Annotated in this window: 27 protein-coding genes; 15 read left to right on the forward strand and 12 right to left on the reverse strand. The window is 61.2% G+C overall.

The genetic code is table 11. The features are described from left to right. Positions 1-4: 4 nt before the first annotated feature. Positions 5-1,546 (reverse strand): NarK family nitrate/nitrite MFS transporter, encoded by a 1,542-nt coding sequence (locus KR52_RS02670; RefSeq protein WP_038552129.1) that lies wholly within the window; start codon positions 1,544-1,546, stop codon positions 5-7. A gap of 27 nt (positions 1,547-1,573) precedes the next feature. Continuing rightward, on the reverse strand, positions 1,574-1,900 hold the full coding sequence (locus KR52_RS15050; RefSeq protein ID WP_253912436.1) for a hypothetical protein: 327 nt from the start codon (positions 1,898-1,900) through the stop codon (positions 1,574-1,576). Between KR52_RS15050 and KR52_RS02675 the strand changes: the two genes are divergently transcribed. The 3 genes from KR52_RS02675 to KR52_RS02685 all read left to right on the forward strand — a co-directional run bounded on the left by KR52_RS02675 (position 1,871) and on the right by KR52_RS02685 (position 4,015). Then, positions 1,871-2,404, forward strand: coding sequence for a molybdenum cofactor guanylyltransferase (locus tag KR52_RS02675; RefSeq protein WP_038556759.1), 534 nt, complete (start codon positions 1,871-1,873; stop codon positions 2,402-2,404). The genes KR52_RS15050 and KR52_RS02675 overlap by 30 nt on opposite strands. Beyond that, positions 2,401-3,444, forward strand: a complete 1,044-nt coding sequence (locus KR52_RS02680) for a GTP 3',8-cyclase MoaA (RefSeq protein WP_038552132.1) — start codon at positions 2,401-2,403, stop codon at positions 3,442-3,444. Before KR52_RS02675 ends, KR52_RS02680 begins: the two co-directional genes overlap by 4 nt. A 79-nt stretch (positions 3,445-3,523) precedes the next feature. Continuing rightward, a complete protein-coding gene (locus tag KR52_RS02685) occupies positions 3,524-4,015 on the forward strand; it encodes a hypothetical protein (protein WP_038556760.1) in 492 nt (163 codons plus the stop codon). On the opposite strand, the gene KR52_RS02690 is transcribed toward KR52_RS02685, so the two are convergent. The 3 genes from KR52_RS02690 to KR52_RS02700 are packed head-to-tail and all read right to left on the reverse strand — an operon-like array spanning position 4,003 to position 7,339. Beyond that, complete coding sequence (locus KR52_RS02690; protein ID WP_038552135.1) at positions 4,003-4,902, reverse strand: transglutaminase family protein; 900 nt, start codon at positions 4,900-4,902, stop codon at positions 4,003-4,005. The two genes, KR52_RS02685 and KR52_RS02690, sit on opposite strands and share 13 nt — an antisense overlap. Beyond that, positions 4,875-5,870: an alpha-E domain-containing protein gene (locus tag KR52_RS02695; RefSeq protein ID WP_038552138.1), complete on the reverse strand. Its 996-nt coding sequence runs from the start codon at positions 5,868-5,870 to the stop codon at positions 4,875-4,877. The genes KR52_RS02690 and KR52_RS02695 overlap by 28 nt, the downstream gene beginning before the upstream one ends. Then, positions 5,864-7,339 carry a circularly permuted type 2 ATP-grasp protein gene (locus KR52_RS02700; RefSeq protein ID WP_038552140.1) on the reverse strand — a complete coding sequence of 492 codons (1,476 nt, stop codon included), beginning with the start codon at positions 7,337-7,339 and terminating at the stop codon, positions 5,864-5,866. Before KR52_RS02700 ends, KR52_RS02695 begins: the two co-directional genes overlap by 7 nt. A gap of 201 nt (positions 7,340-7,540) precedes the next feature. Here KR52_RS02700 and KR52_RS15220 point away from each other — a divergent pair, with 201 nt between their 5' ends. The 7 genes from KR52_RS15220 (at position 7,541) to KR52_RS02725 (ending at position 14,599) form a co-directional block, all read left to right on the forward strand. Beyond that, on the forward strand, positions 7,541-7,666 hold the full coding sequence (locus KR52_RS15220; protein WP_256382196.1) for a hypothetical protein: 126 nt from the start codon (positions 7,541-7,543) through the stop codon (positions 7,664-7,666). Beyond that, complete coding sequence (locus tag KR52_RS02705; protein ID WP_038552143.1) at positions 7,656-9,086, forward strand: sodium:solute symporter family protein; 1,431 nt, start codon at positions 7,656-7,658, stop codon at positions 9,084-9,086. Before KR52_RS15220 ends, KR52_RS02705 begins: the two co-directional genes overlap by 11 nt. Then, positions 9,083-9,232, forward strand: a complete 150-nt coding sequence (locus tag KR52_RS14710; RefSeq protein WP_173402186.1) for a hypothetical protein — start codon at positions 9,083-9,085, stop codon at positions 9,230-9,232. Before KR52_RS02705 ends, KR52_RS14710 begins: the two co-directional genes overlap by 4 nt. 162 nt (positions 9,233-9,394) lie before the next feature. Beyond that, on the forward strand, positions 9,395-10,510 hold the full coding sequence (locus KR52_RS02710) for an aspartate carbamoyltransferase (protein ID WP_038552146.1): 1,116 nt from the start codon (positions 9,395-9,397) through the stop codon (positions 10,508-10,510). Positions 10,511-10,519: 9 nt separating this feature from the next. Next, positions 10,520-12,544: an asparagine synthase (glutamine-hydrolyzing) gene (asnB, locus tag KR52_RS02715; protein WP_038552149.1), complete on the forward strand. Its 2,025-nt coding sequence runs from the start codon at positions 10,520-10,522 to the stop codon at positions 12,542-12,544. A 94-nt stretch (positions 12,545-12,638) separates the two neighbouring features. Continuing rightward, a complete protein-coding gene (locus KR52_RS02720; RefSeq protein ID WP_038552152.1) occupies positions 12,639-13,928 on the forward strand; it encodes a Zn-dependent hydrolase in 1,290 nt (429 codons plus the stop codon). After that, complete coding sequence (locus tag KR52_RS02725; RefSeq protein WP_038552154.1) at positions 13,925-14,599, forward strand: DUF1028 domain-containing protein; 675 nt, start codon at positions 13,925-13,927, stop codon at positions 14,597-14,599. The genes KR52_RS02720 and KR52_RS02725 overlap by 4 nt, the downstream gene beginning before the upstream one ends. A gap of 75 nt (positions 14,600-14,674) precedes the next feature. On the opposite strand, the gene KR52_RS02730 is transcribed toward KR52_RS02725, so the two are convergent. The 7 genes from KR52_RS02730 to KR52_RS02755 form a co-directional block, all read right to left on the reverse strand. Next, entirely contained in the window at positions 14,675-14,893 is a 219-nt protein-coding gene (locus tag KR52_RS02730) for a hypothetical protein (protein WP_051834253.1), read from the reverse strand. 80 nt (positions 14,894-14,973) lie between these two features. Continuing rightward, positions 14,974-15,141 (reverse strand): DUF4278 domain-containing protein, encoded by a 168-nt coding sequence (locus KR52_RS13500; RefSeq protein WP_071840152.1) that lies wholly within the window; start codon positions 15,139-15,141, stop codon positions 14,974-14,976. 190 nt (positions 15,142-15,331) lie between these two features. After that, the gene (locus KR52_RS02735; RefSeq protein WP_253912437.1) at positions 15,332-16,072 is read right to left on the reverse strand and encodes a type 1 glutamine amidotransferase; all 741 of its coding nucleotides are present in this window, start codon (positions 16,070-16,072) and stop codon (positions 15,332-15,334) included. A 14-nt stretch (positions 16,073-16,086) separates the two neighbouring features. After that, a complete protein-coding gene (gene ureC / locus KR52_RS02740) occupies positions 16,087-17,796 on the reverse strand; it encodes an urease subunit alpha (RefSeq protein ID WP_038552160.1) in 1,710 nt (569 codons plus the stop codon). Between the two features lie 3 nt (positions 17,797-17,799). Next, positions 17,800-18,120: an urease subunit beta gene (locus KR52_RS02745; RefSeq protein WP_038552163.1), complete on the reverse strand. Its 321-nt coding sequence runs from the start codon at positions 18,118-18,120 to the stop codon at positions 17,800-17,802. Between the two features lie 10 nt (positions 18,121-18,130). Further along, positions 18,131-18,433, reverse strand: coding sequence for an urease subunit gamma (locus tag KR52_RS02750; protein WP_038552166.1), 303 nt, complete (start codon positions 18,431-18,433; stop codon positions 18,131-18,133). 18 nt (positions 18,434-18,451) lie between these two features. Next, positions 18,452-19,384 carry an urease accessory protein UreD gene (locus KR52_RS02755; RefSeq protein WP_038552168.1) on the reverse strand — a complete coding sequence of 311 codons (933 nt, stop codon included), beginning with the start codon at positions 19,382-19,384 and terminating at the stop codon, positions 18,452-18,454. Positions 19,385-19,489: 105 nt separating this feature from the next. Here KR52_RS02755 and ureE point away from each other — a divergent pair, with 105 nt between their 5' ends. The 5 genes from ureE to urtB all read left to right on the forward strand — a co-directional run bounded on the left by ureE (position 19,490) and on the right by urtB (position 23,867). Next, positions 19,490-19,942: an urease accessory protein UreE gene (gene ureE, locus KR52_RS02760; RefSeq protein WP_038556763.1), complete on the forward strand. Its 453-nt coding sequence runs from the start codon at positions 19,490-19,492 to the stop codon at positions 19,940-19,942. Next, on the forward strand, positions 19,939-20,610 hold the full coding sequence (locus KR52_RS02765; RefSeq protein ID WP_038552172.1) for an urease accessory protein UreF: 672 nt from the start codon (positions 19,939-19,941) through the stop codon (positions 20,608-20,610). The genes ureE and KR52_RS02765 overlap by 4 nt, the downstream gene beginning before the upstream one ends. Further along, positions 20,610-21,212 (forward strand): urease accessory protein UreG, encoded by a 603-nt coding sequence (gene ureG, locus KR52_RS02770; RefSeq protein WP_038552175.1) that lies wholly within the window; start codon positions 20,610-20,612, stop codon positions 21,210-21,212. The genes KR52_RS02765 and ureG overlap by 1 nt, the downstream gene beginning before the upstream one ends. Before the next feature lie 121 nt (positions 21,213-21,333). Then, positions 21,334-22,632 (forward strand): urea ABC transporter substrate-binding protein, encoded by a 1,299-nt coding sequence (gene urtA, locus KR52_RS02775; protein ID WP_038552178.1) that lies wholly within the window; start codon positions 21,334-21,336, stop codon positions 22,630-22,632. 74 nt (positions 22,633-22,706) lie between these two features. After that, complete coding sequence (gene urtB / locus KR52_RS02780) at positions 22,707-23,867, forward strand: urea ABC transporter permease subunit UrtB (protein WP_038552181.1); 1,161 nt, start codon at positions 22,707-22,709, stop codon at positions 23,865-23,867. Positions 23,868-23,881: the final 14 nt, after the last annotated feature.

The raw sequence follows: 23,881 nt of genomic DNA on the forward strand, positions 1-23,881 counted from the left end.
TGGATCAGGCGGTTTCGCCTTCGTGCAGGTCTGCGAAGGATCCCTTGGGCTCCTTGAGGAAGAAGAAGCAGAAGAAGGCCACGATCAGACCGGCCACGCCAAGGATCTGGAAGAAGGCGCTGTTGGAAGCCGCGATCACCTCGGGGGTGGGCTCACCGCCGCCCCCCATCCACATCGGCAGCAGGCTGAAGATGGTCAGGTAGGTCACAGCACCAACGTTGCCGTAGGCACCGACCAGCCCGGCCACCTGACCGGTGACGCGACGCTTGACCAGGGGCACCAGCGCGAAGGTGGCGCCTTCACCGGACTGCACGAAGAACGATGCGAGCATGGTGATCACCACCGCCACGGCAATGCCGCTGGTGCCGGAGAAGGTGCCCGGCTTGATCATGCTCATCACCAGGTAGCCAATGCCGAGGCCGGCGGTGAGGAAGCCCATGGTGTTCTTGCGGCTGCCGACGCTGTCGGAGATCAGACCGCCAGCAGGGCGGGCGATCAGGTTCACGAAGGCGAAGCAGGAGGCCAGGATTCCGGCCGTGGCCTTCGGCAGATCGAAGGTGGTTTCAAAGAAGGTGGGCAGCATCGAAACCACGGCCAGTTCGGAGCCGAAGTTCACGATGTAGGTGAGCTCGAGGATCGCCACCTGGCGGAACTCGTAGCGGTCTTCCTTTGGATAGACCTTGTTGCCAAGGATCAGATCGCGGTTGGTGCGGATGATTCCCCAGGTCTGGAAGGCAAACCAGACGGCAACGGCACCGAGGGCCAGTGGATAGGTGCTTGCGGTGAGGAAGCCCACCTTGGAGAGGCGCCAGCAGAGGACGCAGAGGATGGCTGCGAAGGGCACGTTCATGCCCAGCAGACCCCAGAAGTCGCGCATGGAGGTGACTTCCAGACCGGCGGTTTTCTCCGGACGCTGGTACGTCTTGCCGGGGGGGGTGTCGGTGACGTTGAAGAAGTAGAAGCAGCCGTAGATGGCTGAGACGATGCCGGTCAGAGCGATGGCACCGCGCCAGTTCAGAACAGCGCCGGTGGGCAGTTCGAAACCGCCGGAGAAGGAGAGGAAGCCAGCGAGGGCCACCATCGTGAGGGCGGAGAAGGCGGAGCCGAAGTTGCCCCAGCCGCCATAGATGCCTTCAGCCAGGCCGATTTCCTTGGGCGGGAACCACTCAGCCACCATGCGGATGCCGATCACGAAGCCGGCGCCGACGATGGAGAGCAGCAGACGGGCCACAACCAGCTGGTTGAAGTCCTGAGCGGAGGCGAACAGCAGGCAGGGAATGGCCGAGAACACCAGGATCGAGGAGTAGGTGATCCGGGGGCCGAATTTGTCCAGGAGCATGCCGATCAGCACGCGCGCCGGAATGGTGAGGGCCACGTTGCAGATGGCCACGGTGCGGATCTGACCAACGGTCAGTCCCAGGTCCGCTTTCACGGTGGTGGCCAGTGGGGCCAGATTGAACCAGACCACGAAGGTCAGGAAGAAGGCGATCCAGGTCAGGTGAAGGGTTCGATACCTGCCCTGGAACGACCAGAGGTCGCCAAGCATTGAGGAGAAGAGAGGGAGCCTCGGGCTTCAAAACGAAGGGTGCCCGGGGATGGCAAAACGGTCGGAAAGAGAATCCGTTTGACAAATGCAGTAAATCAATTCGTCAGGCCCGTGTTTGGTTTGATTGGTTACCGATTTGTGTTTTTGTGTTGCCAAGCAAACATCAACGGGGCTGATTGATTGGATCAGTTGTTCTTTTCCGCAATGATTTGGTAGCGGTTGCAACTTTTGTGGGTTGTTGGGCTCCGCTGGTGCAGATTGTTGGTCGGCGATGTGAATCAAGGCTTGCGGGTTTGTTTGCTCAGTGGCGGAAGCAGCCGTCGCATGGGGCGTGACAAGGCGCTGTTGCCGCATCCCTCCGGTGGTGTGTGGCTCACGGTCTTGGTCGACCAGTTGTTGCCCCTAGGTCATCCGGTGGAGGTGTTGAGTCGTCATGACGAGCACGCCGAGCTGCTGGCCCATCGGCCCGGATGTTCCGTGCTGTTGGAGCCCCCCCCTTGGAATGGCCCCCTGCAGGCGTTGGCCAAAGTGCTGTCTCCGATGCCGGGCGAGGCCTTGCTGGTGCTGCCGGTGGACATGCCCTGTTTGCGCACCGCCGTTGTCCAGCAGCTCATCGCAGCCTGGAATAACGCCCCGGAGCAAGCAGCGGTGGCTCATGACGGGCAACGGCTCCAGCCGTTGCTGGCGGTGATTCCTTCAGGCTCCCCTTTTCGCTCCTGCCTGGATGAGCAACTGCAACGCGGAGAGTTGCGCTGGATGGACTGGTTGACCAGGGTCCCCCATCAAAGGGTTCCCTTGCCTGCGGAAGCTCTGTTGAATGCCAATTGCCCTGCAGATCTGGCAGCGTTGGAGGGATGAGCATCCCGCTGCCGCTCGCAGATCGTTTCAACCGGCCCCTTGGGGTGCTGCGGCTGTCGCTTACGGCCCGTTGCAATCTCGCTTGTCCGTACTGCTGTCCGGATGTGGAGGAGCCCCCGGGCCTGCTCACGCTTGATCAGCAGCTGCGCGTGATTCGTGTGGCTGCGCGCCTTGGGGCACAAACACTCCGGCTTACCGGTGGAGAGCCCTTGTTGAGCCGGCGTTTGTTGCCGTTGCTGGAGGCGGTGGCGCAGGCCCGGCGGGATCGCTCAGATCCGATGGCTGGTCTTCAGGCCGTGGCGCTCACCAGCAACGGGGTGCTGTTGTCGGAATCGATGGCGCGGGCATTGCGTACCGCAGGGCTGGATCGCATCACCATCAGCCTGGATGCAGTGGAAGGGGAGGCAGCGGCGCGCATGGCTGGTCTCCAGGGTGGGGCTCTTGCTGGGGATCGCCTGGTCCGCCAGGTGCAGGACGGTATCGCGGCGGCCCGTGCCGCTGGTTTTGATCCCTCACGCGGTGAGCTCAAGCTCAATGCCGTGATCCAACGGGGGAGGAATGACGATCAGCTGTTGCCTTTGGCCGATTTGGCGCGGCAGCAGGGGATGGAGCTGCGTTTGATCGAATACATGGATGTGGGCAGCCGCAACCAGTGGACGCTGGACCAGGTGCTGCCGGCGGCTCAGATGGTGGAGCGCATTCATGCCCGCTGGCCCCTTGAAGCCCTTGGGCGCCCCAGGGGTGGGACGGCCCGGCGTTGGAGCTATGGCGATGGCGCCGGATCCATCGGTGTGATCGCCTCCATCAGTGAGCCGTTCTGCGGGGATTGCAACCGGTTGCGTGTCACCGCCGATGGCCAGGCGTTCACCTGCCTGTTCTCCGCTGATGGCACGGATCTCAAGCCCGCGCTCGCGTCGGAGCTTCAGCTTGAGCAGGCCATGCGCCAGCTCTGGCAGCGACGCCAGGACCGCTACAGCGAGGAGCGTGATCCATCCGCCGCTGCGTCTACCCATGCGGAAATGGCGTATCTAGGGGGCTGAACCGTTGTGATCGTCACCGTTTTTGCGTTGTGGTCTCGGTACAACAGGGCAGCTGAAGGGTCCAGAAGGATCCATCGACATGTTTGAACTGCTGGCCTACGAGCGCTTCCGCGATACCCCGTCGGTTCGTTTTTTCGACGTCACCGTGGATAGCTCGAATGCGCGCGACCTGGTGATTCACAGCGGCCCGGCGGTGTCGCCCCCCAACGACCCTGAGAGCGGCGCGTGGCAGTTCTATTTGCATCCTCATCAGGAAGACAATCTGCTGGCGGCCAGTGGGGGCAGAACCTTCTTTTTGGTGAACCTGGCCTGGGAGCAGCCGTTCCACATCGTTCGTCTCGAGAGCGGTGGTGACATCCTTCGCATCCCTCCTGGCACCTTCCACCGTTCGATCTCCGATCCCGATGGTTCCGTCGTTCTGAACCAGGCGGTTCGTGAGGACGGCGCTTCTCTGGTAAGGGAATTCCGCGTTTACAACAGCGCCGAGATCCCGGCCTTGATGGCAGCCACCCACAGCTCGGCGCCGAAGCCTCAGTTGCACGGGGTGGAACCGTTGCTTCAGGCGGCCTGAAGCAGGTTGCGTGAGGAGGTTCCCATCCCGGAAGCTTCCTCGGTGATCTGAATCTGCCAGTTCAGTTCACTGTTTGTTTCGGGGGGGCCGCTGAAGCTGCCGCTCACGGCTGCGGTGAGTTCCGGTTTGGACGAGGTGGCCAGCACCACATAGCGCTCGTTGACTTCCATGCCGGCACTGGGGTCAAAGCCCCGCCAGCCCGCTCCCGGCAGGTAAACCTCCGCCCAGGCATGCAGGTCGTAGTCCTTCGGGGGAGGCTGCTGCAGTTGATAGCCGCTCACGAAGCGGGCGGGGAGACCCACCACGCGGCAGCAGGCCACCATCAGCATGGCCAGATCACGGCAGGAGCCGATCCGCTCGCGCAGGGTGCGACCCGCCGGCCAGGCGGGTCCCACATGGCGTTGGGTGTATTTCACCCGCTCTTGAATCAGTTCAATCAGTTGCTTCAGAAAAGCCAGGGTCTGCTGGTTGCTGCCCATCAGGGCTTCCTGGGTGAGGTCGATGGCCGCGGGTTCGTGCTGGCCGTTGGGCAACCAGCCCTCCAGGGCCCCCTGCAGGTCGCTGTTGAGTTGGCCGCGTGGGTAGGGCAGGGGCGGTTCCAGTCCGTTGAAGCAGCTCTCCAGCAGGGGTGCTGGCCGGGTCTCCACCAGGCTGCGGGCCTCAAAGACCAATTCATCGGTGCTGCCGAGAAAACGCAGCCGTTGGATTTCGTCGCCGCTGGCGGCCACCAGTTCCCGACGTTGCTCCGGTTCCGGCAGCACGCTGAGCTGATGCTCCAGCAGGGTCTGAAACCCCTGACCTCGAGGCCTCAGACACAGGCGATGTTCCCCAAGGAAAACGGGGGCCTCATACCGATACGTCAGGCGGTGAACGATGAGAGCACGCATGCGGGATCGGTGGGGGTGGAACGGAGGTCGGCGCTGGTGAAGTAGCGGGTCTGGATCAGGGTGTGGAGTTGGTTGAGGTCCTGCTGAAGCTGGTCAATGGCTTCATGCAGACCGGCTTCGATCAGGTTGTCGATCCGCACATAGCTCCAACGGGCTAGGAGCTGTCCCCGCAAGCAGTCGAGGTCATCCGGCGTGTCTGGGCTCGGATGCTGCTGGATCTGTTGCAAGGTGTCGCTGATGCCCTGCAGGCAGTACCGCACCGAGCGAGGAAAGATGGGGTCCAGCAGCAAAAAGCGGGCCACGGAGGCAGGGCTGATCGCGTGCTGCCTGCTCTGGCGGTACATCTGATAAGCCCCAGCTGTGCGCAGCAGGGTGATCCATTGCAGTTCATCCAGCACGCCGCCAACCTCCTCAGGGGAGGGCAGTAGCAGGAAATATTTGACGTCGAGGATGCGGGAGGTTTTGTCGGCGCGTTCGATCAAACGCCCCAGCTGACTGAACAGCCAGCTGAGATCACGGCTCAAGGTGGTGTCGGTGATCCCGTACACAAGCTGGCAGCCGCGGCGGATGATCCGCAGTTGCTCCTGCACCGGTTCCCGCCAAATGTCTTCGTCCTCCTGAAGGCTCCAGTGCAGATCATTGATCTGCTCCCACATCTCCGTGGTGATCACATCCCTGATCTGCCGTGCGTTTTCCCGCGCCATCGCAATGCAACTCACGATGCTGTTGGGATTGCTGCGGTCTAGCAGTAGGAAGCGCACCACCTGTTTGGGCGTGGTATCGGGATAGGTCGTATCGAAGCGGTGGCGATCCCCCGTCACCTCCACCAGCGGCAGCCACGGTTCGGCGCTGCCCGGAGGACAGTCCAGCGCCATCGCTTCACTCACTTCTAGAAAGCGCGAGATGTTTTCGGCGCGTTCCAGGTAGCGGTTGATCCAGTAAAGCGAATCGGCAACGCGACTCAGCACGGCACAGCCTCCTGGGGTTGCGGTGCTGCCATCGGTTGGTCGTCGACGATCCAGGTGTCCTTGCAGCCGCCTCCCTGGGACGAATTCACCACCAGCGAGCCCCGCTTGAGGGCCACGCGCGTCAGTCCGCCTGGGCTGACCCAGTTGCTTGCGCCGCGCAGCACGTAGGGGCGCAGATCCACGTGGCAGGGGTAGAGCTCTCCGTCACTGAGGGACGGCACGGTGGAGAGTTGCAGCGTGGGCTGCGCGATGAAGTTGCGGGGATTCGCACGGATCTTCGTGTCGAAGTCCGCCAGCTCCGATCGGCTGGCCTGGGGCCCGATCAGCATTCCGTAGCCTCCGGCTTCCGCCACTGATTTCACCACCAGTTGTTCGAGGTGTTCGAGCACATAGAGCCGATCGTCTGGCCGGGCACAGAGGTAGGTGGGGACGTTCTCGATGATCGGCTCCTCATCGAGGTAGTAGCGGATCATTGCCGGCACGTGGGCATAGATCAGCTTGTCGTCGGCGATGCCGGTGCCAGGGGCGTTGGCGATGGCGACCCGTCCTTGCCGCAGCACGTCGATGAGGCCCGGCACCCCCAGCATCGAGTCCTTGCGGAACACGGTGGGATCAAGAAAATCATCGTCGATGCGGCGGTAAATCACATCCACGGGCTTGAGGCCGTTGGTGCTGCGCATCCACACCCGGCCGCCTTCGCATACCAGATCGCGCCCCTCCACCAGGTGAATGCCCATTTCTTGGGCCAGATAGCTGTGTTCGAAATAGGCACTGTTGAACACCCCGGGCGTCAGGATCGCCACGCGGGGGGCGTCACTCCAGGGCGCCAGGTCCTGAAGGGTGCGCAGCAGATGGGAGGGATAGTCGTCGATCGGTTGAACGGCACGTCCTTCAAATAGGCCAGAGAACAACCGCTTCATCACCCGACGGTTCTCGAGGAAATAGGCCACCCCCGACGGACAGCGCAGGTTGTCTTCCAACACCCGCCAGGTGCCATTGCCGTCGCGGATCAGGTCGAGCCCGGAGATGTGGCACCAGCGGTTGAGCGGCAGGCTGATGCCCTGCATCTGAGGTCGCCAACCGGAGGAACTTTCAACGTCTTCCCGTGGGATCACTCCGTCGTTGAGGATCTGCTGGGGGCCATAGATGTCAGCGAGGAAGCGGTCGATGGCTTCCAGGCGTTGCAGCAGTCCCTGCTCCAGGGTGATCCAGTCGCTGCGGCCGATCAGCCGAGGCAAGGGATCGAAGGGGAGAATTCGTTCGCTGCCTTTGAGCCCGGAATCGTTGAGGCGGAAGGTGGCGCCAAGGCGACGCAGCAGCTGGCTGGCTGAGGCATGGCTGCGGTTGAGCTCGGGCAATCCCATCTGCCCTAGTGATGCGAGTAGTGGGGCAAGATCGGCGCGCGGCCTGGCCGTTTCGCTGCAGAAATATTCGTCGAAGCCGACCGTGGGTTTGTAGTCGGTGAACATCCTTGTCGCGCAAGCCGGGCGTATCCAAGGCGTCGCCCCACTCCACTTCGGGTGGTGGTTGCTACACATTCCGCAATTTCAGGCGATCGGACGCTGATCGCCTGTTGTTTGAGTATCCGAAGGCACCTGAATGGAGGGCAAAGGGCCAGGGCCTGCTGCCCCCTTTGCTTATCTGTTTCTGGAGTTCAAACACTCTTCGCCTTGGATGAATTGCTCTGGGCGCGTCTGATCTTTGCCCTTGGTGCCGTTGTGACTGCGGCGACGGTGGTGATGATTCTGCGCGGACACATGTATTGGAACCGCAGGGGGTCGACGGATGCCCGCTGACTCGGTTCCCTTCCTTCAGCCCGGGATCGCCTGGGCGTTGGTGGTGCTGTTCTCTGTTCTCTGGGTGGCGCTGGGGATTGCCTGGGGCAGGCGCGGTCAAGGCAATGCCGACGACTACATGCTGGCGGGGCGCAACATCGGGCTGGCTCTGAGTACGGCCACGTTGATGGCCTCCTGGGTCACCGGCAACACCACCCTGCTTGCCCCTGAATTCGGCTACAAAACCGGCCTCTGGGGCATGTTCAGCTATGCCCTGGCTGGGCTTGGCCTGATTCTGTTCGCCCCCCTGGCCTCGCGGATCAAGCAGTTGATGCCCAACGGGCGCACCAGCGGCGACTTCATCCGTTTGCGGTACGGACGACTGGCCTGGTGGGTGTTCATGCTGATCACCGCGATCTACACCCTGGGCTTTCTGATGACCCAGGCGATGGGTGCTGGCTTGCTGCTGCAGGCCCTTTCAGGCTTCGACTACCACGTGGGAATGGTGGTGGTGATTGGTGTTGCCACCGTCTACACCCTCTTCGGCGGAATGCGGGCTGTGATCGGCACCGATTTCATCCAGTCGCTGTTGATCATGGTGCTGCTGGCGGTGGTGGCGGTGCTTGCCTTCCGTCAATTCCCGATGCCCGAGGTGCATGCCTCTTTGCTGGCCCAGCATCCTGATCGGCTTGATCTGTTGCTGCCGGCGGGCTTGTTGATCGCCTGGAATTCCGCCCTCTTTTCGATGGGCGAGGTGTTTCACAACAACATTTGGTGGTCCAGGGTTTTCGCCAGTCGGCGCTCGGTGGTGATGACGTCCTTCGTGTTGGGGGGAATCGCCTGGATGAGCGTGCCGATGGTGACGGGCTCCATTGGCCTGGTGGCCCTGGCCCGTGAGTTGCCTCTCGAGCAGGTGAACATGGTGTTCCCTGTGATGGCAGCCGATCTGCTCGGGGCCGGCGGCGCGGCCTTGGTGTTTGTGGTGGTGTTTGCCTCGCTTACTTCCACCTTGGATTCGTTGCTGGCATCTACTGCCGATCTGTTGGCGGAGGATGTGTACTTCCGCCTGTTGCGGCCCCAGGCCAGCGACCTGCAGCTCAAGCAGGCGGCGCGGCTGATGGTGGTGGGATTGGCCGTCGTCACCCTGGCGCTGTCCTGGCCGCGGCTGGATTCGCTGGCGTCGGTGCTGTTCTTCACCGGTGCCCTGGTGGCCTCCACGGTCTGGCCTGTGGCATGTGGGCTCTACTGGCGTACGGCCAACCGCACCGCTGCCATTGCGGCCATGCTCGCCGGCAGCGTTGTGGGCCTGCTCGCCTATGTGCTGATCGCGCCCTACTGCGCTGCTGTGTTTTCGGCGGCCGTGTCGGCGGTTGTGATGCTGATGGGCAGTCGGTTTTGGCCGGAACGCTTCGACTTCACCTTGCTGCAGGAGGAGGGATGATCCAAACAGTTCCTGTGATGGCTGGCCTCGTTGGTCTGTCGGGCTTTCAGTTTTTGCTGGTGGCCAGTCAGTTCGCCCTGGTGCTGTCGGTGCTCGTGTTGCTGCTGATCTGGTGGGTGGAGTGGCGCAATGGCCGGGTTTGGTGATGTCTTCTGAAACCCGTCACCACAGCACAATCTTTTCCGGAGGTTTGGTTAAGAAGCTGGTTCTTCATGGACGCAGCAGTGTGGTTGTTGTTACCGGTGAAAGATGTAGTTCCTGGCTTTAGCACTCGGTTTGGCAAACAGGGTGTTGATCCCGATCCCGCTATGGCACAGGCCAAATCAGCAGTTGTGGAAGCGTCATCGGTTCAGATTCGGTTTGAGCCGATGGGGCCCGATGTCTACGGGCAGAACCAACCCCAGGAGCTGCTGGCTGCCATTGCCGAAGACGTTGAGCCTTTGAAGGATTTGGTGGATCAGCACGTGGTGTCGATCCAACCGTTTCGCCCCGAGGTTTTGTTGCAGGTGTTTCGGCTGGCGGCGAAATTTGAGAGCAATCCAGATCGCTATTGCCGTCACAACACGCCGCTCACCGGCAAGATTCTGATCAACGCGTTTTACGAACCAAGCACGCGCACGCGCCTGTCGTTTGACAGTGCTTGGCACCGACTCGGCGGTACCTCCATCAACATCACCGACAGGGCCACCACAGGGATCGCCAAGGGCGAGTCTCTCGAAGATGTCGCCCACATGTTCAACAACTACGGCGATTGTGTGGTGCTTCGGGATAGCGATCCCGGTGCCGTTTATGCGATGACGTCCACCCTTCGGATCCCGATCATCAACGCTGGGAATGGGATCGATGAGCATCCCACCCAGGCGATGGCCGATTTGTACACGATCTTCAAGTGGCGCCCCAAGCTTGCTGAAGCTGAAGTGGCACCCGCTGATCGAATTCGCATTGGGATCGTCGGAATTCCCTCTCGGATGCGAACGGTTCGCTCCCTGTTGAGGATCCTTGCCAAATTCCCGCAGACCGTGGACGAGGTGGTGGTGATTCATGCCCCCGGGTTGGAGCCGGATCAGCCGCTGTTCGACCCAGGACAGTTGGAGGAGCTTGAAGCTTGTGGGATGAAGGTGCGCTCCAGCACCGATCTTCAGACTGAAGTGCCCGACTTGGATGTCGTTTACATCAATGCCATTGCCTGGGTGGGCGATTCCTATGAAGTCCATGGCGGAGGATTCCGCCTCACCCGCGATATGCCCTTCAAACCGGAAGCGATCGTGCTCCATCCCTTGGCCCGGGGAGCGGAACTCAGCACCTGTCTGGATGACACGCCCCACAACTGGTATTTCAGCCAGGCCCGGGGAGCCGTGTTCCTGCGGATGGCCCTGCTCACCTGCATGGTGGATCGGGCCGAACGCGTGATGGATGTGATCTGAGGCGGGCTGATGTGCGGAATCGGAGGTGTTTTCAATGCCGACCGTCGTCAGACGGTGGATCGCCAGCTGCTGGTCAACATGGCGGCGATTCAGGCCCATCGCGGGCCCGATGGTTTCGGCGTTGAGGTGCTCGATCAGGCCGGCGTCGGCTTCTGCCATGCCCGCCTCTCGATCATTGACCTGAACGAGTCACGGGCCCGGCAGCCCTTCCTCACCGATGACGGTGAGGTGCTGATGGCCCACAACGGTGAGTTTTACGACTTCCAGCGGATCAGGGCAGACCTCACCGCCCAGGGGGTGCGCTTCAGCAGCAAGAGCGATTCGGAGATCCTGCTGCGGCTGTACCAACGCCAGGGCTTGGAGGCGACCCTGCCGCAGTTGCGCGGTGAGTTTGCCTTCGCCTTGTTTGATCGGGCGGAAGACTGCCTCTACCTGGTGCGGGACCGCTTCGGCATCAAACCGCAGTACTGGGCGATGACGCCCGAGGGTCTGGTGTTCGGTTCCGAGTTGAAGGTGCTGTTCGCCCATCCGGCGGTGGAGCGACGCTTCACCTCGGAGGGTCTGTTTCACCAGTTGATGCAGACCATGGTTCCTGGCACCACGGCCTTTGCTGGGGTGCACCAGGTGAAGCCCGGCCATGTGCTGAAGGTGCAACGGGTGAACGGGCGTCTGGAGGTGTCGGAGTCGACCTATTGGGATGTCGACTTTCCGCGTAAGGATCAGCGGGACTCCAGCCGCACTGAGGCCGACCACATCAATGCCGTTCGTGCGGCGTTGCTGGAGGCCGTTGAACTGCGCATGGTCGCCGATGTGCCTGTGGGTTGCTACCTCTCCGGCGGCATCGACAGCTGTTCCATCCTTGGTTTGGCGTCAGCCGTGAGCCAGGCACCGGTGAAGGCCTTCACCATCGGATTTGATGATGCCCGTTACGACGAGTCGCCGATTGCCCGGGAGATGGCCGAGGCCACCGGAGCAGAGCAGGATCTGATGCGGCTCTCGGGCCAGGAGCTCTATGGCCACATGGAGCGCACCATCTGGCATGCCGAGCGAACGATCTACAACACCCTGGCGGTGGCGAAGTTCTTGATGAGCCGCCACGTCAACGACGTGGATTACAAGGTTGTGATGACTGGTGAAGGCTCAGACGAGCTGTTCGGCGGCTATCCCGCCTTTCGCCGCGACATGTTTCTCCACGGTCTGGATGACCTGCCGCAGGAGGAGCGTGCCAACTGGGAAAACCTGCTGCAGCAGTCCAATTCCCTGGTGAAGGGGGCGATGCTGGCTGAAAACCAGGTGGACGATCCCGATCTCGATGCCGTGGTCGGCTTCACCCCCAGTTGCCTGCAGCCTTGGCTGGCCTGTGCGCCCTTGGTGCCGGAGCTTCTGGCGGAGTCCCACGCCGCAGCCCTGAAGGGTTACTCCCCGGGCAAGGCGATCGCCAAGCAACTGGATGCGGATCAACTGGACGGGCGCCATGCCCTGGACAAGGCCCAGTACGTCTGGATCAAGACCATGCTGGAGGGCCAGATCCTCACCTGGGGTGGTGACCGGGTCGACATGGCCAATTCCATGGAGGCGCGACCCGCTTTCCTTGATCACCATCTCGCCGCGGTGGCTGTGCAGGTGCCCCCCGAACTGCGGATTAAGGGGAAAACCGAGAAATACGTGCTGCGGGAAGCCATGGCAGGCCTGTTGCCCGAGGTGTTGTATCGGCGTGAGAAGTTCGCCTTCATGGCACCGCCGGCCCACACGGAGCCTGAGAAGTGGGAGCAGATGAAGCAGCTTGCCGATGACTACCTTAGTGATGAGGCGATCGATGCCGCTGGTTTGTTGAGCAAGGCCGGCGTGCGCGCCTTGTTTGCGCGTCACGAGGACCCGGCCACCACCGATGCGGAGCGGGTGCAGATGGATGCGGTGATCAATCACCTGCTGGGTGTGCAGATGCTGCATCGCATGTTCGTGGCTGAAGACGTGCCAGCCCTGGCCCGCCGGGAGGCGGACCGTCTGGGTTGGCGGGTGCTGATGCCTGTTTGAATTCTTTGATCAGGGTTAAATCGTTGCGCTAGCTACAGGCCGATCGGTCAGTTCGGGGGATGTTGGTAATCCCTTTGAACTGAAGGTCACGGCATTGCCAACGCTCATCTCGGCTTCTCCGACCACCCCCGCATCGAGGGTCGAGCCAGTCAAGAGTGTGGCGCGACCCAATCGTGATCGTTTGGTTGCAACGATCGAGCAGCTGGCCTGCATTGGCGCCAAGCCCGATGGCAGCGTCTGTCGACGCGGGTTCTCCCCTCAGGATGTGCAGGGCCGCGAGTTGCTGGCCCAGTGGATGAATCAGCTCGGGATGCAGGTGCGTGTCGATGCCGCAGGCAACTTGATCGGACGCCTGGAAGGCCTCGATCCCCACCGTCCTGCTTTGGTGACAGGTTCTCACCTCGACACGGTTCCCACCGGTGGGCGCTTTGACGGGGCCCTGGGGGTGTTGGCCGGTCTGGAAGCCTGCCGCGCTCTTCAAGACCAGGGCTTGCGCCTGCGGCATGGCATCGAGTTGATCGCCTTTGCCGACGAGGAGTCGACCATGGTGGGTTGCAAGGGCTTGGCGGGCACGGCCTCTGATGACCCGGAGAGTTACTCCACCAGCAACGGCCAGCCGATTCAGGACAACCTGTCGCGCATCGGCGGGCATTGGCCCTCCTTGGCTTCAGCCTGCCGCTCCGATGAGGCTTACGCCGCTTTCCTGGAGTTGCATGTTGAACAGGGTGGTGTTCTCGAGCAACGCGGCGATGCCATCGGTGTTGTGGAGGGTGTTGTTGGTCAACGTCGGTTCAGCATCAATGTGCAGGGCCAGGCCAACCATGCCGGCACCACACCCATGGGCCTGCGACAGGACGCCCTCGTGGCGGCCTCGCGTCTTGTTCTCGCTGTCGAGGCCATGGCCTCCCGTCATGCCGGCGATCCGGTGGCGACGGTGGGTCGACTGGAGGTTTGGCCCAATGCCGCCAACGTTGTCCCCGGCGCTGTCGCCCTGACCGTTGACCTGAGGGACGTGGATTCGACGGTTCTCGATCAGTTGGTGGAGCAGTTGATGCAGCAGGTGGAACGCATCGGTGCTGAAACGGGCTGCCCGATCGCGGTGGACCCTCAGTTCAGTGTTGATCCCACCCCTGCCGATACCCTGGTGATGGCCACGATTGCCGAGGCAGCAGCCGATCTTGGCCTCTCCCACAGCCATCTCCCCAGCCGAGCCAGCCACGATGCACAGGAGGTTGGCCGTCGTTGGCCGATGGGCATGATTTTTGTGCCCAGCCGGGGCGGCTTGAGTCATTCAGCTGCCGAGTTCACCAGTGACGAACAGTGTTGGGCGGGCACTGCGGTGCTGCTGGAAACGTTGCAACGGCTCGACCGTCAGCTGCCGTGACCTTTTCGATCCTGGCCCGTGATCCCAGCAACGGTCGTTTTGGCGTGGCCGTTGCCACCTGTCATCTGGCCGTTGGATCCACCGTGCCCCACATCCGCGCCGGGGTTGGTGCGGTCGCCACCCAGGCCCACACCAATCCGTATCTGGGGATTTGTGGTCTTGAGCGCCTGGAGCAGAGTTCGGATGCCGAGAGCGTTCTGGGCAGCCTTCTGGCGGATGATCAGCACCGTGATCGGCGTCAGTTTCATCTGATTGATCTGGACGGTCGCACAGCCTGTTGGACGGGTCAGGATTGTGGCCCTTGGGCAGGGCATCGCCATCATCGTGATCTGTCTGTTGCCGGCAATTGCTTGGCGGACGAAGGCGTGTTGGAGGCGATGGAGCAGGCCTTTTTGACCAGTAACCCCAGTTTGAAACTGGGCCGCCGGTTGATGCTTGCTCTGCAGGCTGGGGAAGCCGCTGGTGGTGATCACCGCTCCAGCCTTTGCACTTCAGCAGCGGTGCAGGTGAGTGGTGAAGCTGCTTTCCCGCTGTTGGATCTGCGCGTTGATTTCGATGAGCGTGCCGTGGGGCAGTTGATGGAAGTGTACGAACGCAGCCAAGCGCTTTGGGCTCAGGAGTGGAGGGATGAACTGTCGGAGTTGCCGATGCTCAACCGTTTGGTGGCTTGAGCCTTCTCTATCTCTTGCAACACTAAAAAGTCCTGCAACACAGCTGTGTGCAGGACTGATTTGAAATCAGAGGATTCAGTTGGGAACGGAAGCTTCCCACTCAACGTTCAAGCCAGCCTGACGTGCATCGGTGATCAGATCGTCAATGCAATCCATGCCAAAGGCGGCTTGCCCAGACAGCAATGAATCCCATTCTTGAGAAGGAAAGTGGGTTTGCAGCCAGAACACGCCGTGCACGCTGGAGGGATTCACCCGCACGAGGCCTTGATCGAGGCGAGAAGCGATGAGGTCCAACGTCGTTGCTGAAGCTGAACCTATTACGCCCTATTCATTGAATTGAATTTGTCCCCCTTGCTACGGATTGAGAAGTTGGCCTAGCGGGTGTAGTTCACGCCGCGGTAGGTGAGCTTCGCCTGACTTGGGCTGTTGCTGATCTGACGCGCTTGGTACACGTTGCGGCGGTAGACCAGTTGGACGCCGGGTTTCCCCTGGCTGGCATTGCTTTGCTGGTACTGGTGCCCGCGATAGAGAAGGGTGGTCATGGGATGGTCCTCGAAGCAAGCTCAGGTCCCCGTTCCATGGCCTGAGGCGAACTGCGCTTCGCGTGATGCGAAGTGAACGATCGGTAGCTGTTGCTACAAAACAATTGAAGCGCCTGCGCCGGTTGGGTGATGTTCGCAGTGATACCTGTTCAGAAAAGTTTTCGGTTCTGTTTACTTTTGTCCGTAGGAATTAGTGGGCCTCGCTGATCTCAACCAGCTGATCGAGCGCAGCCTCGAAGAAGAGTCGGCCTTGCTCCTGGAGCGTCGCGCCCAGCCTGCGCCAGTCCCGGGTCAGGCGATCGGGCCCTCCAGGTCCAATGGCGCTCACCACGTAGTCATGGTCGTTGGCGATCCAGCGTTGCAGAGCATCACCGTCGATCTCGAGGTGGCACTGCAGGCCAATGGCGTGGGCTCCGATCCGAAACACCTGTTCTGCACAGTGCAGCGATGAACCCAGCAGGGTTGCATCAGCCGGCAGTTGGATCCGATCGCCATGCCAATGCAGCACCAGGCTGCTGCTTTGTTGCCCTTTGAGCAGAGCCTCATCAACTGGATCCGCGATCCAGTGGATCGCGCCGAGGCCCAGTTCCTTGAGCTGCTGTGGTGGTGCTCCCACCTGCAGCGGTCGCACGCTGCCCCCTGCAGCAGCAGCCAAGAGCTGCGCCCCCAGGCAGATGCCCAGCACCGGTCGGCGTTGCTGGTGCCAGGCCCTCAGCCAGTCCAGTTCCTGTCGCAGCCAGTCCATGTCCGGTTGGTCGCGATCGTTCACGCTCATCGGACCACCGAGCACGAGGGCGATGCTGTTCGTACACGCCCTGGGATCCGGCAGGGTCTCGCCCCGGTTGGGCCTCAGGGTCTGAAGGGTCATACCCCGTTGTCGGGCCAGTGCTCCCACCAGTGCGGCGTCTTCGTGGTCCACGTGTTGGACCACCAGCAGCGTGGGGCTCAAAGCAGGAGATAGCGCTGGGCGAGGGGCAGCACCTCAGCGGGCTCGCAGGTGAGCAGTTCACCGTCGGCGAACACCTCATAGGTCTGCGGGTCCACGCTCACCTTGGGCAGCGCTGAATTCAGCTTCAGGGCGCTCTTGCCGACGCTGCGGGTCTCCTTCACCGCCATGCAGGTGCGCTCCAGCCCCAGCTGGCGTTGGATATCGGCATCCATGGCTGCTTCACTTACAAAGGTGAGACAACTGGGGGCGAGGGCTTTGCCAAAAGCGCCGAACATCGGCCGGCCGTGCACCGGGCCGGGGGTGGGAATGGAAGCGTTGGCGTCGCCCATCTGGGCCCAGACGATCGAACCGCCCTTCACCACCAGTTCTGGGCGAATGCCGAAGAAGCCCGGCTTCCAAAGCACCAGATCGGCGAGTTTGCCCGTTTCGATCGACCCCACTTCGGAGCTGATGCCGTGGGCCAACGCTGGGTTGATCGTCACCTTGGCGATGTAGCGCTTCAGCCGGTGGTTGTCGTTGCGAGCGGAGTCTTCCGGCAGGGCACCGCGCTGCACCTTCATCTTGTGGGCGGTCTGGAAGGTGCGGGTGATCACCTCGCCCACGCGGCCCATGGCCTGGGAGTCGCTGGCGATGATCGAGAAGGCGCCCAGGTCGTGAAGGATGTCTTCGGCGGCGATCGTTTCGCGCCGGATCCGCGATTCGGCGAAGGCCACGTCTTCAGGGATCTTCGGATCGAGGTGGTGGCACACCATCAGCATGTCGAGGTGTTCCTCGAGCGTGTTGCGGGTGTAGGGCCGGGTGGGGTTGGTGCTGCTCGGCAGCACGTTGGCCTCGCCGCAGATCTTGATGATGTCTGGCGCGTGTCCACCGCCGGCACCCTCGGTGTGGAAGGTGTGGATGGTGCGCCCTTTGATCGCCGCGATCGTGTCTTCGACGAAGCCGGCTTCATTCAAGGTGTCGGTGTGGATACACACCTGCACATCCATACGATCGGCCACCGACAGGCAGGCATCGATGCTGGCGGGCGTGGTGCCCCAGTCTTCGTGCAGCTTCAGGCCGCAGGCGCCGGCGCGCACCTGTTCCTCCAGCGCTTCCGGGGTGCTGGCATTGCCTTTGCCGAAAAAGCCCAGGTTCACCGGCAGGCCTTCTGCGGCCTGGAGCATTCGCCCGATGTGGAAGGCACCGGGGGTGCAGGTGGTGGCATTGGTGCCGGTGGCTGGTCCGGTGCCGCCGCCCATCAGCGTGGTCACGCCGCTGGCCAGAGCCGTTTCGATCTGCTGGGGACAGATGAAGTGGATGTGGGTGTCGATGCTGCCGGCCGTGAGGATGTGTCCTTCCCCGGCGATGGCTTCCGTGCCTGGGCCCACCACGATCGTCACCCCTGCCTGGGTGTCGGGGTTGCCGGCTTTGCCGATGCCGACGATGCGGCCGTCCTTGAGGCCGACATCGGCCTTGACGATGCCCCACCAGTCGAGAATCAGGGCATTGGTGATCACGGTGTCAACGGCACCTTTGGCTCGAGGGGTCTGGGCTTGGCCCATGCCGTCGCGGATCACCTTGCCGCCGCCGAACTTCACCTCATCGCCGTAGACGGTGTAGTCCTTTTCGACTTCCAGGATCAGATCGGTGTCGGCCAGGCGAACCCTGTCGCCGGTGGTGGGTCCGTAGGTCTCGGCGTAGGCCTGGCGGGAGATGCGGTAGGGCATGGGTCAGGCGTCGAGGGGTCCGTTGATCTGGCCGTTGAAGCCGATGATGCGTCGCGCACCGGCGAAGGGAATCAGGTTCACGTCGCGGCTGTCACCGGGTTCGAACCGGATGGCGGTGCCGGCGGGGATGTCGAGCCGTTGACCGCGGGCTGCTGCCCGGTCGAACTGCAGGGCTGCGTTCGCTTCGGCGAAATGGAAATGGGAGCCCACCTGCACCGGCCGGTCGCCGCTGTTGGAGACGTTCAGCGTGGTGACGGGTCGGCCCGCATTTAGCTCCAGTTCACCCGGTTCGGGAAGCAGTTCGCCTGGAATGAGGGGTGCCATGGGTTTTGCCTCAGCGAATCGGGTCGTGCAGGGTGACGAGCTTGGTGCCATCGGGAAAGACCGCTTCGATCTGCACTTCATGGACGAGCTCGGGCACACCTTCCATCACCTGGTCCTGACGCAGCCAGGTGGTGCCGTCCTGCATCAGCTCCGCCACGCTTTTGCCGTCACGGGCACCTTCCAACACCAGAAAACTGAGCCAAGCCACCGCTTCAGGGTGGTTGAGTTTCAGCCCACGGTTCAAGCGCCGCTCGGCCAGCAGTGCTGCGGTCACGATCAGGAGCTTGTCCTTTTCCTGGGGACTGAGATGCATGGCGAAGCCCGGTCGTCTTCAGTGTGTCTCCGCTGCCGCCTCGAAAGCGTTCAGAGTGGACGTTTGTCGGCGCAGAGGCTGTTCCTGTAGGGGCCAGACCCTGGGGATGCGAGGTCGTTTCAGCCCCCGGATCGTTCGCGTGCGCTCCCAGATCCGGCTGAACCAGAAGCGGGCATCACGGCTCGACTCGCCGGAATAGCGGGCGATTAGGCCCTGATTCAGGGTGCCGCAGCGCATCGTGCCCGTTAATCCCTCGCGGTCAGCCCGCGCTCCCTCCAGCAGTGTTGCTGTTTCGGCACCCATGACCATCGGTGCGGCCCAAACCAGTGTTCCGAAAACCGGCGCGCCTCCCAACCCATGCGGGCTGTCCAGGCTGGCGCCGCCGAGGTCCACCCGATCTGCCAGCTCCCAGGTTGAGCTGTTGCCTGCGAGGCGCTGAATGGTGAGGCTCGAGCGCCACCGTCCCTGCTGCAGGGTTTCACCGGCGGCGGTTCGGCCCAAGCGCACGATCTCTGCACTGAGAAAGGAAGCGTCCTGGGGCAGGGTCACCGTCAGCTGCTGCTCGAACAGGGCATCGGCGTACAGCACCAGTTCTTGCGGCAGCCATTCGAAGTCACTGCCGCTGGCCAGCGAGCAGCGCACCTGTTGATGGGCAAAGCAGCCCTCGGGCTGCAGGCGGCTGCGGCCGATCGACCCGTAAACCTTCTGCGCCGCCACACTGGTGATCAGGCCGCGGCTGTTGGCTTCAAGCTTGATGTCTAGGGTGAGTTGATCGCCGCCCACGAGGCCTCCGGCGGTGTGCAGCAGCGGCAGCTCGCAGCGTCCGTCATCGCCGCGTTCACTGCGGAGCAGCTTGAACGGAGCCGTGCAGCCCCCCTGGTGTTGGGTGCTGCCGTTGGCGGCATGAAACTGCAGGTCGCAGCGGCCGTGCCAGGGATCAAGACGTTGCATCGCCTCACGCTCCGCCGCCGCCGCCTTCGACTCTGTAGCAATGCACACCAAAGTGCTGGTGATTGATCGGCACGCTTTCGTTGTGGATCTGGAGAGGAGGTGCTGGTGACGGATGCGGTGGTCGTGCTGGAGCAGCGCCTGCAGAACAGAAGTGCAACGGCAACCCTGCAGTTGCCGTTAACCGCCGAAGAGCGCACGGTGCTGCGGGGCCGTCGCACCACGTCCTGCGGTCGTCAGGTGCTGCTGCAGTTGCCCCGTGTGGGATCGCTGCAGCCTGGCGATCTGCTGGGGGATCAGTCCGGTTCGACTGTTGTGGGGGTGACGGCAGCGCCGGAGGCGTTGCTGCGGGTGCAGGGGTCGCATCCCCTGGAGCTGTTGCAGGCGGCTTACCACCTGGGCAATCGCCATGTGGCCCTGGAGCTGCATGAGCAGGAGCTGTTGTTGCCGGAGGATTCCGTTCTCGCCACGATGCTGGAACGGCGTGGACTGACGGTGAGCCGCTGTTTGCAGCCGTTTGCCCCGGAGGGCGGTGCCTACGGAGGCCATCAGCACGGATGACGTCCCTGGCGTTGTTGCAACTGGTCAGCCCGGCCCTGCCCGTGGGTGCCTTCAGCTATTCAGAAGGCCTGGAGGTGTTGATTCAGGCCGGCTCCATCGCCGATGAGCAGGCCATCCAGGCTTGGTTGGAGGCTGAGCTGCAAAGGGGCACGTTGCGCTTGGAAGCCGCGGCGTTGAGGCCTCTGGCGGAGGCTCTTGTGGCCTGGTCAACCCAGATCGATGCGGCGGCCAAGGCGCGCCTGATCGATCTGGATGGATGGCTGTTGGCCACCCGCGAGGCCGCGGAGCTGCGAGCCCAGCAGCGTCAGATGGGGATGTCGCTGCTGCAATTGATGTCGGACATGGGTCAGGACTTGCCTGAACCTGTGGCCCTGGGCTGGCCGGCGGCCTGGGCCTGGGCTGCTGTGGGCTTGTCGGTTCCAGCGGGAGACATGGTGGAGGGCTACCTCTACGGCTGGGTTGCCAATCAGCTCAGTGCCTCGGTGCGGCTGCTGCCGTTGGGCCCCTCCCGCGCGCAGGTGCTGCAACAGAGGCTGCTGCCGCTGATTGCCTCCCAAGCTCAGCTGCTCCAGGTGGCCGATCCGCAGCAGCTCTGGAGCAGCGGTGTGGGTGCGGGCATGGCCCAGCTTGCCCATGCTGAGCTGTATTCACGCCTGTTTCGAAGCTGATGAGCAGCAAACTGCGCCTGGGGGTGGCGGGTCCTGTGGGATCCGGCAAGACCGCACTGGTGGAGGCGCTCTGTCGCCGCTTGCGCGACGACCTGCAGCTTGCGGTGGTCACCAATGACATCTACACCCAGGAGGATGCCCAGTTCCTCACCCGTGCTGGTGCCCTGGATCCAGAGCGGATTCGTGGCGTGGAGACCGGTGGTTGCCCTCACACGGCGATCCGGGAAGACTGCTCGATCAACAGAGCCGCTGTGGCGGAGCTGGAGACGCAGTTTCCGAATCTCGATCTTGTTCTGGTTGAGAGCGGTGGCGACAACCTGGCGGCGAGCTTCAGTCCGGAACTGGTGGATCTCTGCATCTACGTGATCGATGTGGCGGCCGGCGACAAGATCCCCCGGAAAGGAGGGCCTGGCATCACACGCTCTGATCTGCTGGTGATCAACAAGATTGACCTGGCTCCCCAGGTCGGTGCCGATCTTGCGGTGATGAAAAAGGACACCCGGCGAATGCGTGGTCAGCGGCCTTGGTGTTTCACCAATCTCCACAGCGGTGAGGGCCTGGAGCAGGTGGTGGCCTTCTTGTTGCAACAACTACCGAACTAGTTGTTCAAAATCCTGGAATCAGCAAAAGGTGCGAACCAATACATTTCTTCGGGTTCGGCGCTTAATACCTTCCCTTCGACGCCGATTGGCGGTCTTTGTTTCTTCGCGTGTCTTTCGGGAAATGATTAGTTCACTCTCCAAGCGGGTCCTCGCTGGTTTTGCTGCAACGGCTGTCGGCGTCACCATGACGGCCTGCGGCGGCGGCGGTGATTCTGCCGGTGGCGATTTCGATGGCGAAATCAAGGTGGGCATCCTCCACTCTCTGAGTGGAACCATGGCCATCTCCGAAACCACCCTCAAAGAGGTTGAGGAGATGGCAATCAAGGAGATCAATGACGCTGGCGGCGTCAAGATCGACGACAAGTCTTACAAGATCACCTACGTCTCTGAAGACGGTGCTTCTGATTGGCCCACCTTCGCTGAGAAATCTCAGAAGCTGATCGACGCTGACAAGGTTGCCGTGGTGTTCGGTGGCTGGACCTCAGCAAGCCGCAAGGCCATGCTTCCTGTCTATGAAGCCAAGGATCACTTCCTCTTCTATCCCATTCAGTACGAGGGTCAGGAGTGTTCGAAAAACATCTTCTACACCGGTGCTGTGCCCAACCAGCAGGCTGAGCCCGCCGTTGACTGGCTGTTTGAAACCTTCGCCGATAAGTATGGCAAGAAGGTCTACCTCGTCGGTTCTGACTACGTCTATCCCCGCACGGCAAACACCATCATCAAAGAGCAGGTCAAGAGCCTGGGTGGTGAGACCGTTGGTGAGGATTACATCCCCCTGGGCAACACCGAAGTGGCTCCGATCATCGCCAAGATCAAGAAGGAGTTCCCCGATGGTGGAATCATCATCAACACTCTGAACGGTGACTCCAACGTTGCTCTGTTCAAGCAGTTCAAGGCAGCTGGCATCACCCCGGATAAGTATCCGATCATGTCCTTCTCCATCGCGGAAGAAGAGATTCGCCAGATCGGTCCTGACTATGTTGGTGGAACCTATGCGGCTTGGAATTATTTCATGTCTCTCGGAACGGAGGCTGCCAATAACTTCAATGAAGCTTTCATCGAAATGTATGGCGACGATCGGGTGACCAATGACCCGATGGAATCCGCTTACAACATGGTCTACCTCTGGAAAGCTGCAGTTGAGAAGGCTGGAACCTATGAGGATCTGGATGCTGTCCGTAATGCGCTGATCGGCATCAAGTTGGATGCCCCACAGGGTCCCATCGAAATGTATCCCAACCACCACATCTCTCAGACCGTTCGCATTGGTGAAGCCAAGGATGACGGTCAGTTTGAAATCCTCTGGGACAGCAAAACACCTGTTGCTCCTATCACCTGGAACCAGTACGTTCCTGAGACCAAGGGTTATAAGTGCGACTGGACTCTGGATCGTCCGGACGCCGGTAAGTTCAAGATGTGATTCTTGATTCAGAAATTTAATCCTGGGTGGATCAGACTTTGTTTGATCCACCTTTTTTTTTATCCGATGAAATCATGGAGCTAGTTTTTTCGCAGATTCTTGATGGCTTAAGCATCGGTTCGGTGCTTCTGCTCGCGGCGACTGGCTTGGCAATCGTCTTTGGATTGATGGGTGTGATTAATCTCGCCCATGGTGAATTCATGATGCTTGGCGCCTACGTCACTTTTGTGGTTCAGAACATGTTTCGTCCCCTGGGGGCATCCGTGTTCGAGCTGTATTACCTCGTGGCACTTGTTGCTTCCTTCGTGGTTACGGCCTTGATCGGTGTTTTATTGGAACGCACATTGATTCGGCGGTTGTATGGGAGACCTCTTGAAACTCTTCTGGCCACCTGGGGTGTCAGCCTGATCTTGATTCAGTTCGTTCGCAGTGTCTCCCTGGCCATGATGCTGGGCATTGGCGTGACGGCACTGTTGGGTTGGTTGGCCAAACGCTTCATGCCCTCGTCCTTGAAGGATGCATCATTCGGAAATTATCTCGGTGGTGCTGTCTGGGCTGTGGCTGGTTTGCTTGGGATTTTTTCAATCAATATTTTCGCTTCCTTTGGTCGCTTCTTCTCCAACCCCTGGTTTGGGCCACGCAATATTGATGTCACCGCGCCCAAATGGCTTCAGGGAAGTTGGGGGTCTATCGCTGGGATTGAACTTCCTGGCATTCGAATTTTCATCATTGTTTTGTCGGCATTTCTGCTGGCTGCCGTTGCCTGGTTCCTGACCAAAAGTGTCTGGGGAGTTCGGATTCGTTCGGTCACGCAGAATCGTGAAATGAGCAACTGCCTGGGCATCCCCACCGATAGCGTTGACAGCATCACCTTCGGAATTGGTTCCGGTCTGGCCGGGGTGGCGGGTTGTGCCATCACTTTGCTGGGGTCTGTTGGACCCAATCTCGGGGCGTCTTACATCGTTTCCTGCTTCATGGTGATTGTTCTTGGTGGTGTCGGCAACCTGGTTGGAACTGTGATTGCATCCATGATGCTGGGGATTATTCAGTCCATCATCGGCTCTGGATCGTTGTTGATCGCTTTCCCAGATATGCCCGATGGTTTGAGGGCTGTAACAGAGTTCTTCGCCACGACGAGTATGTCGTTGGTGCTCGTTTTCATCTTCATTATTGCCTTCCTCCAGTTCAAGCCAACCGGGATGTTCCCACAAAAGGGACGCTCAGTTGATGCTTAATGACTTTGCATTAC

It is taken from the genome of Synechococcus sp. KORDI-52 (genome assembly GCF_000737595.1).
GTDB lineage: Bacteria > Cyanobacteriota > Cyanobacteriia > PCC-6307 > Cyanobiaceae > Parasynechococcus.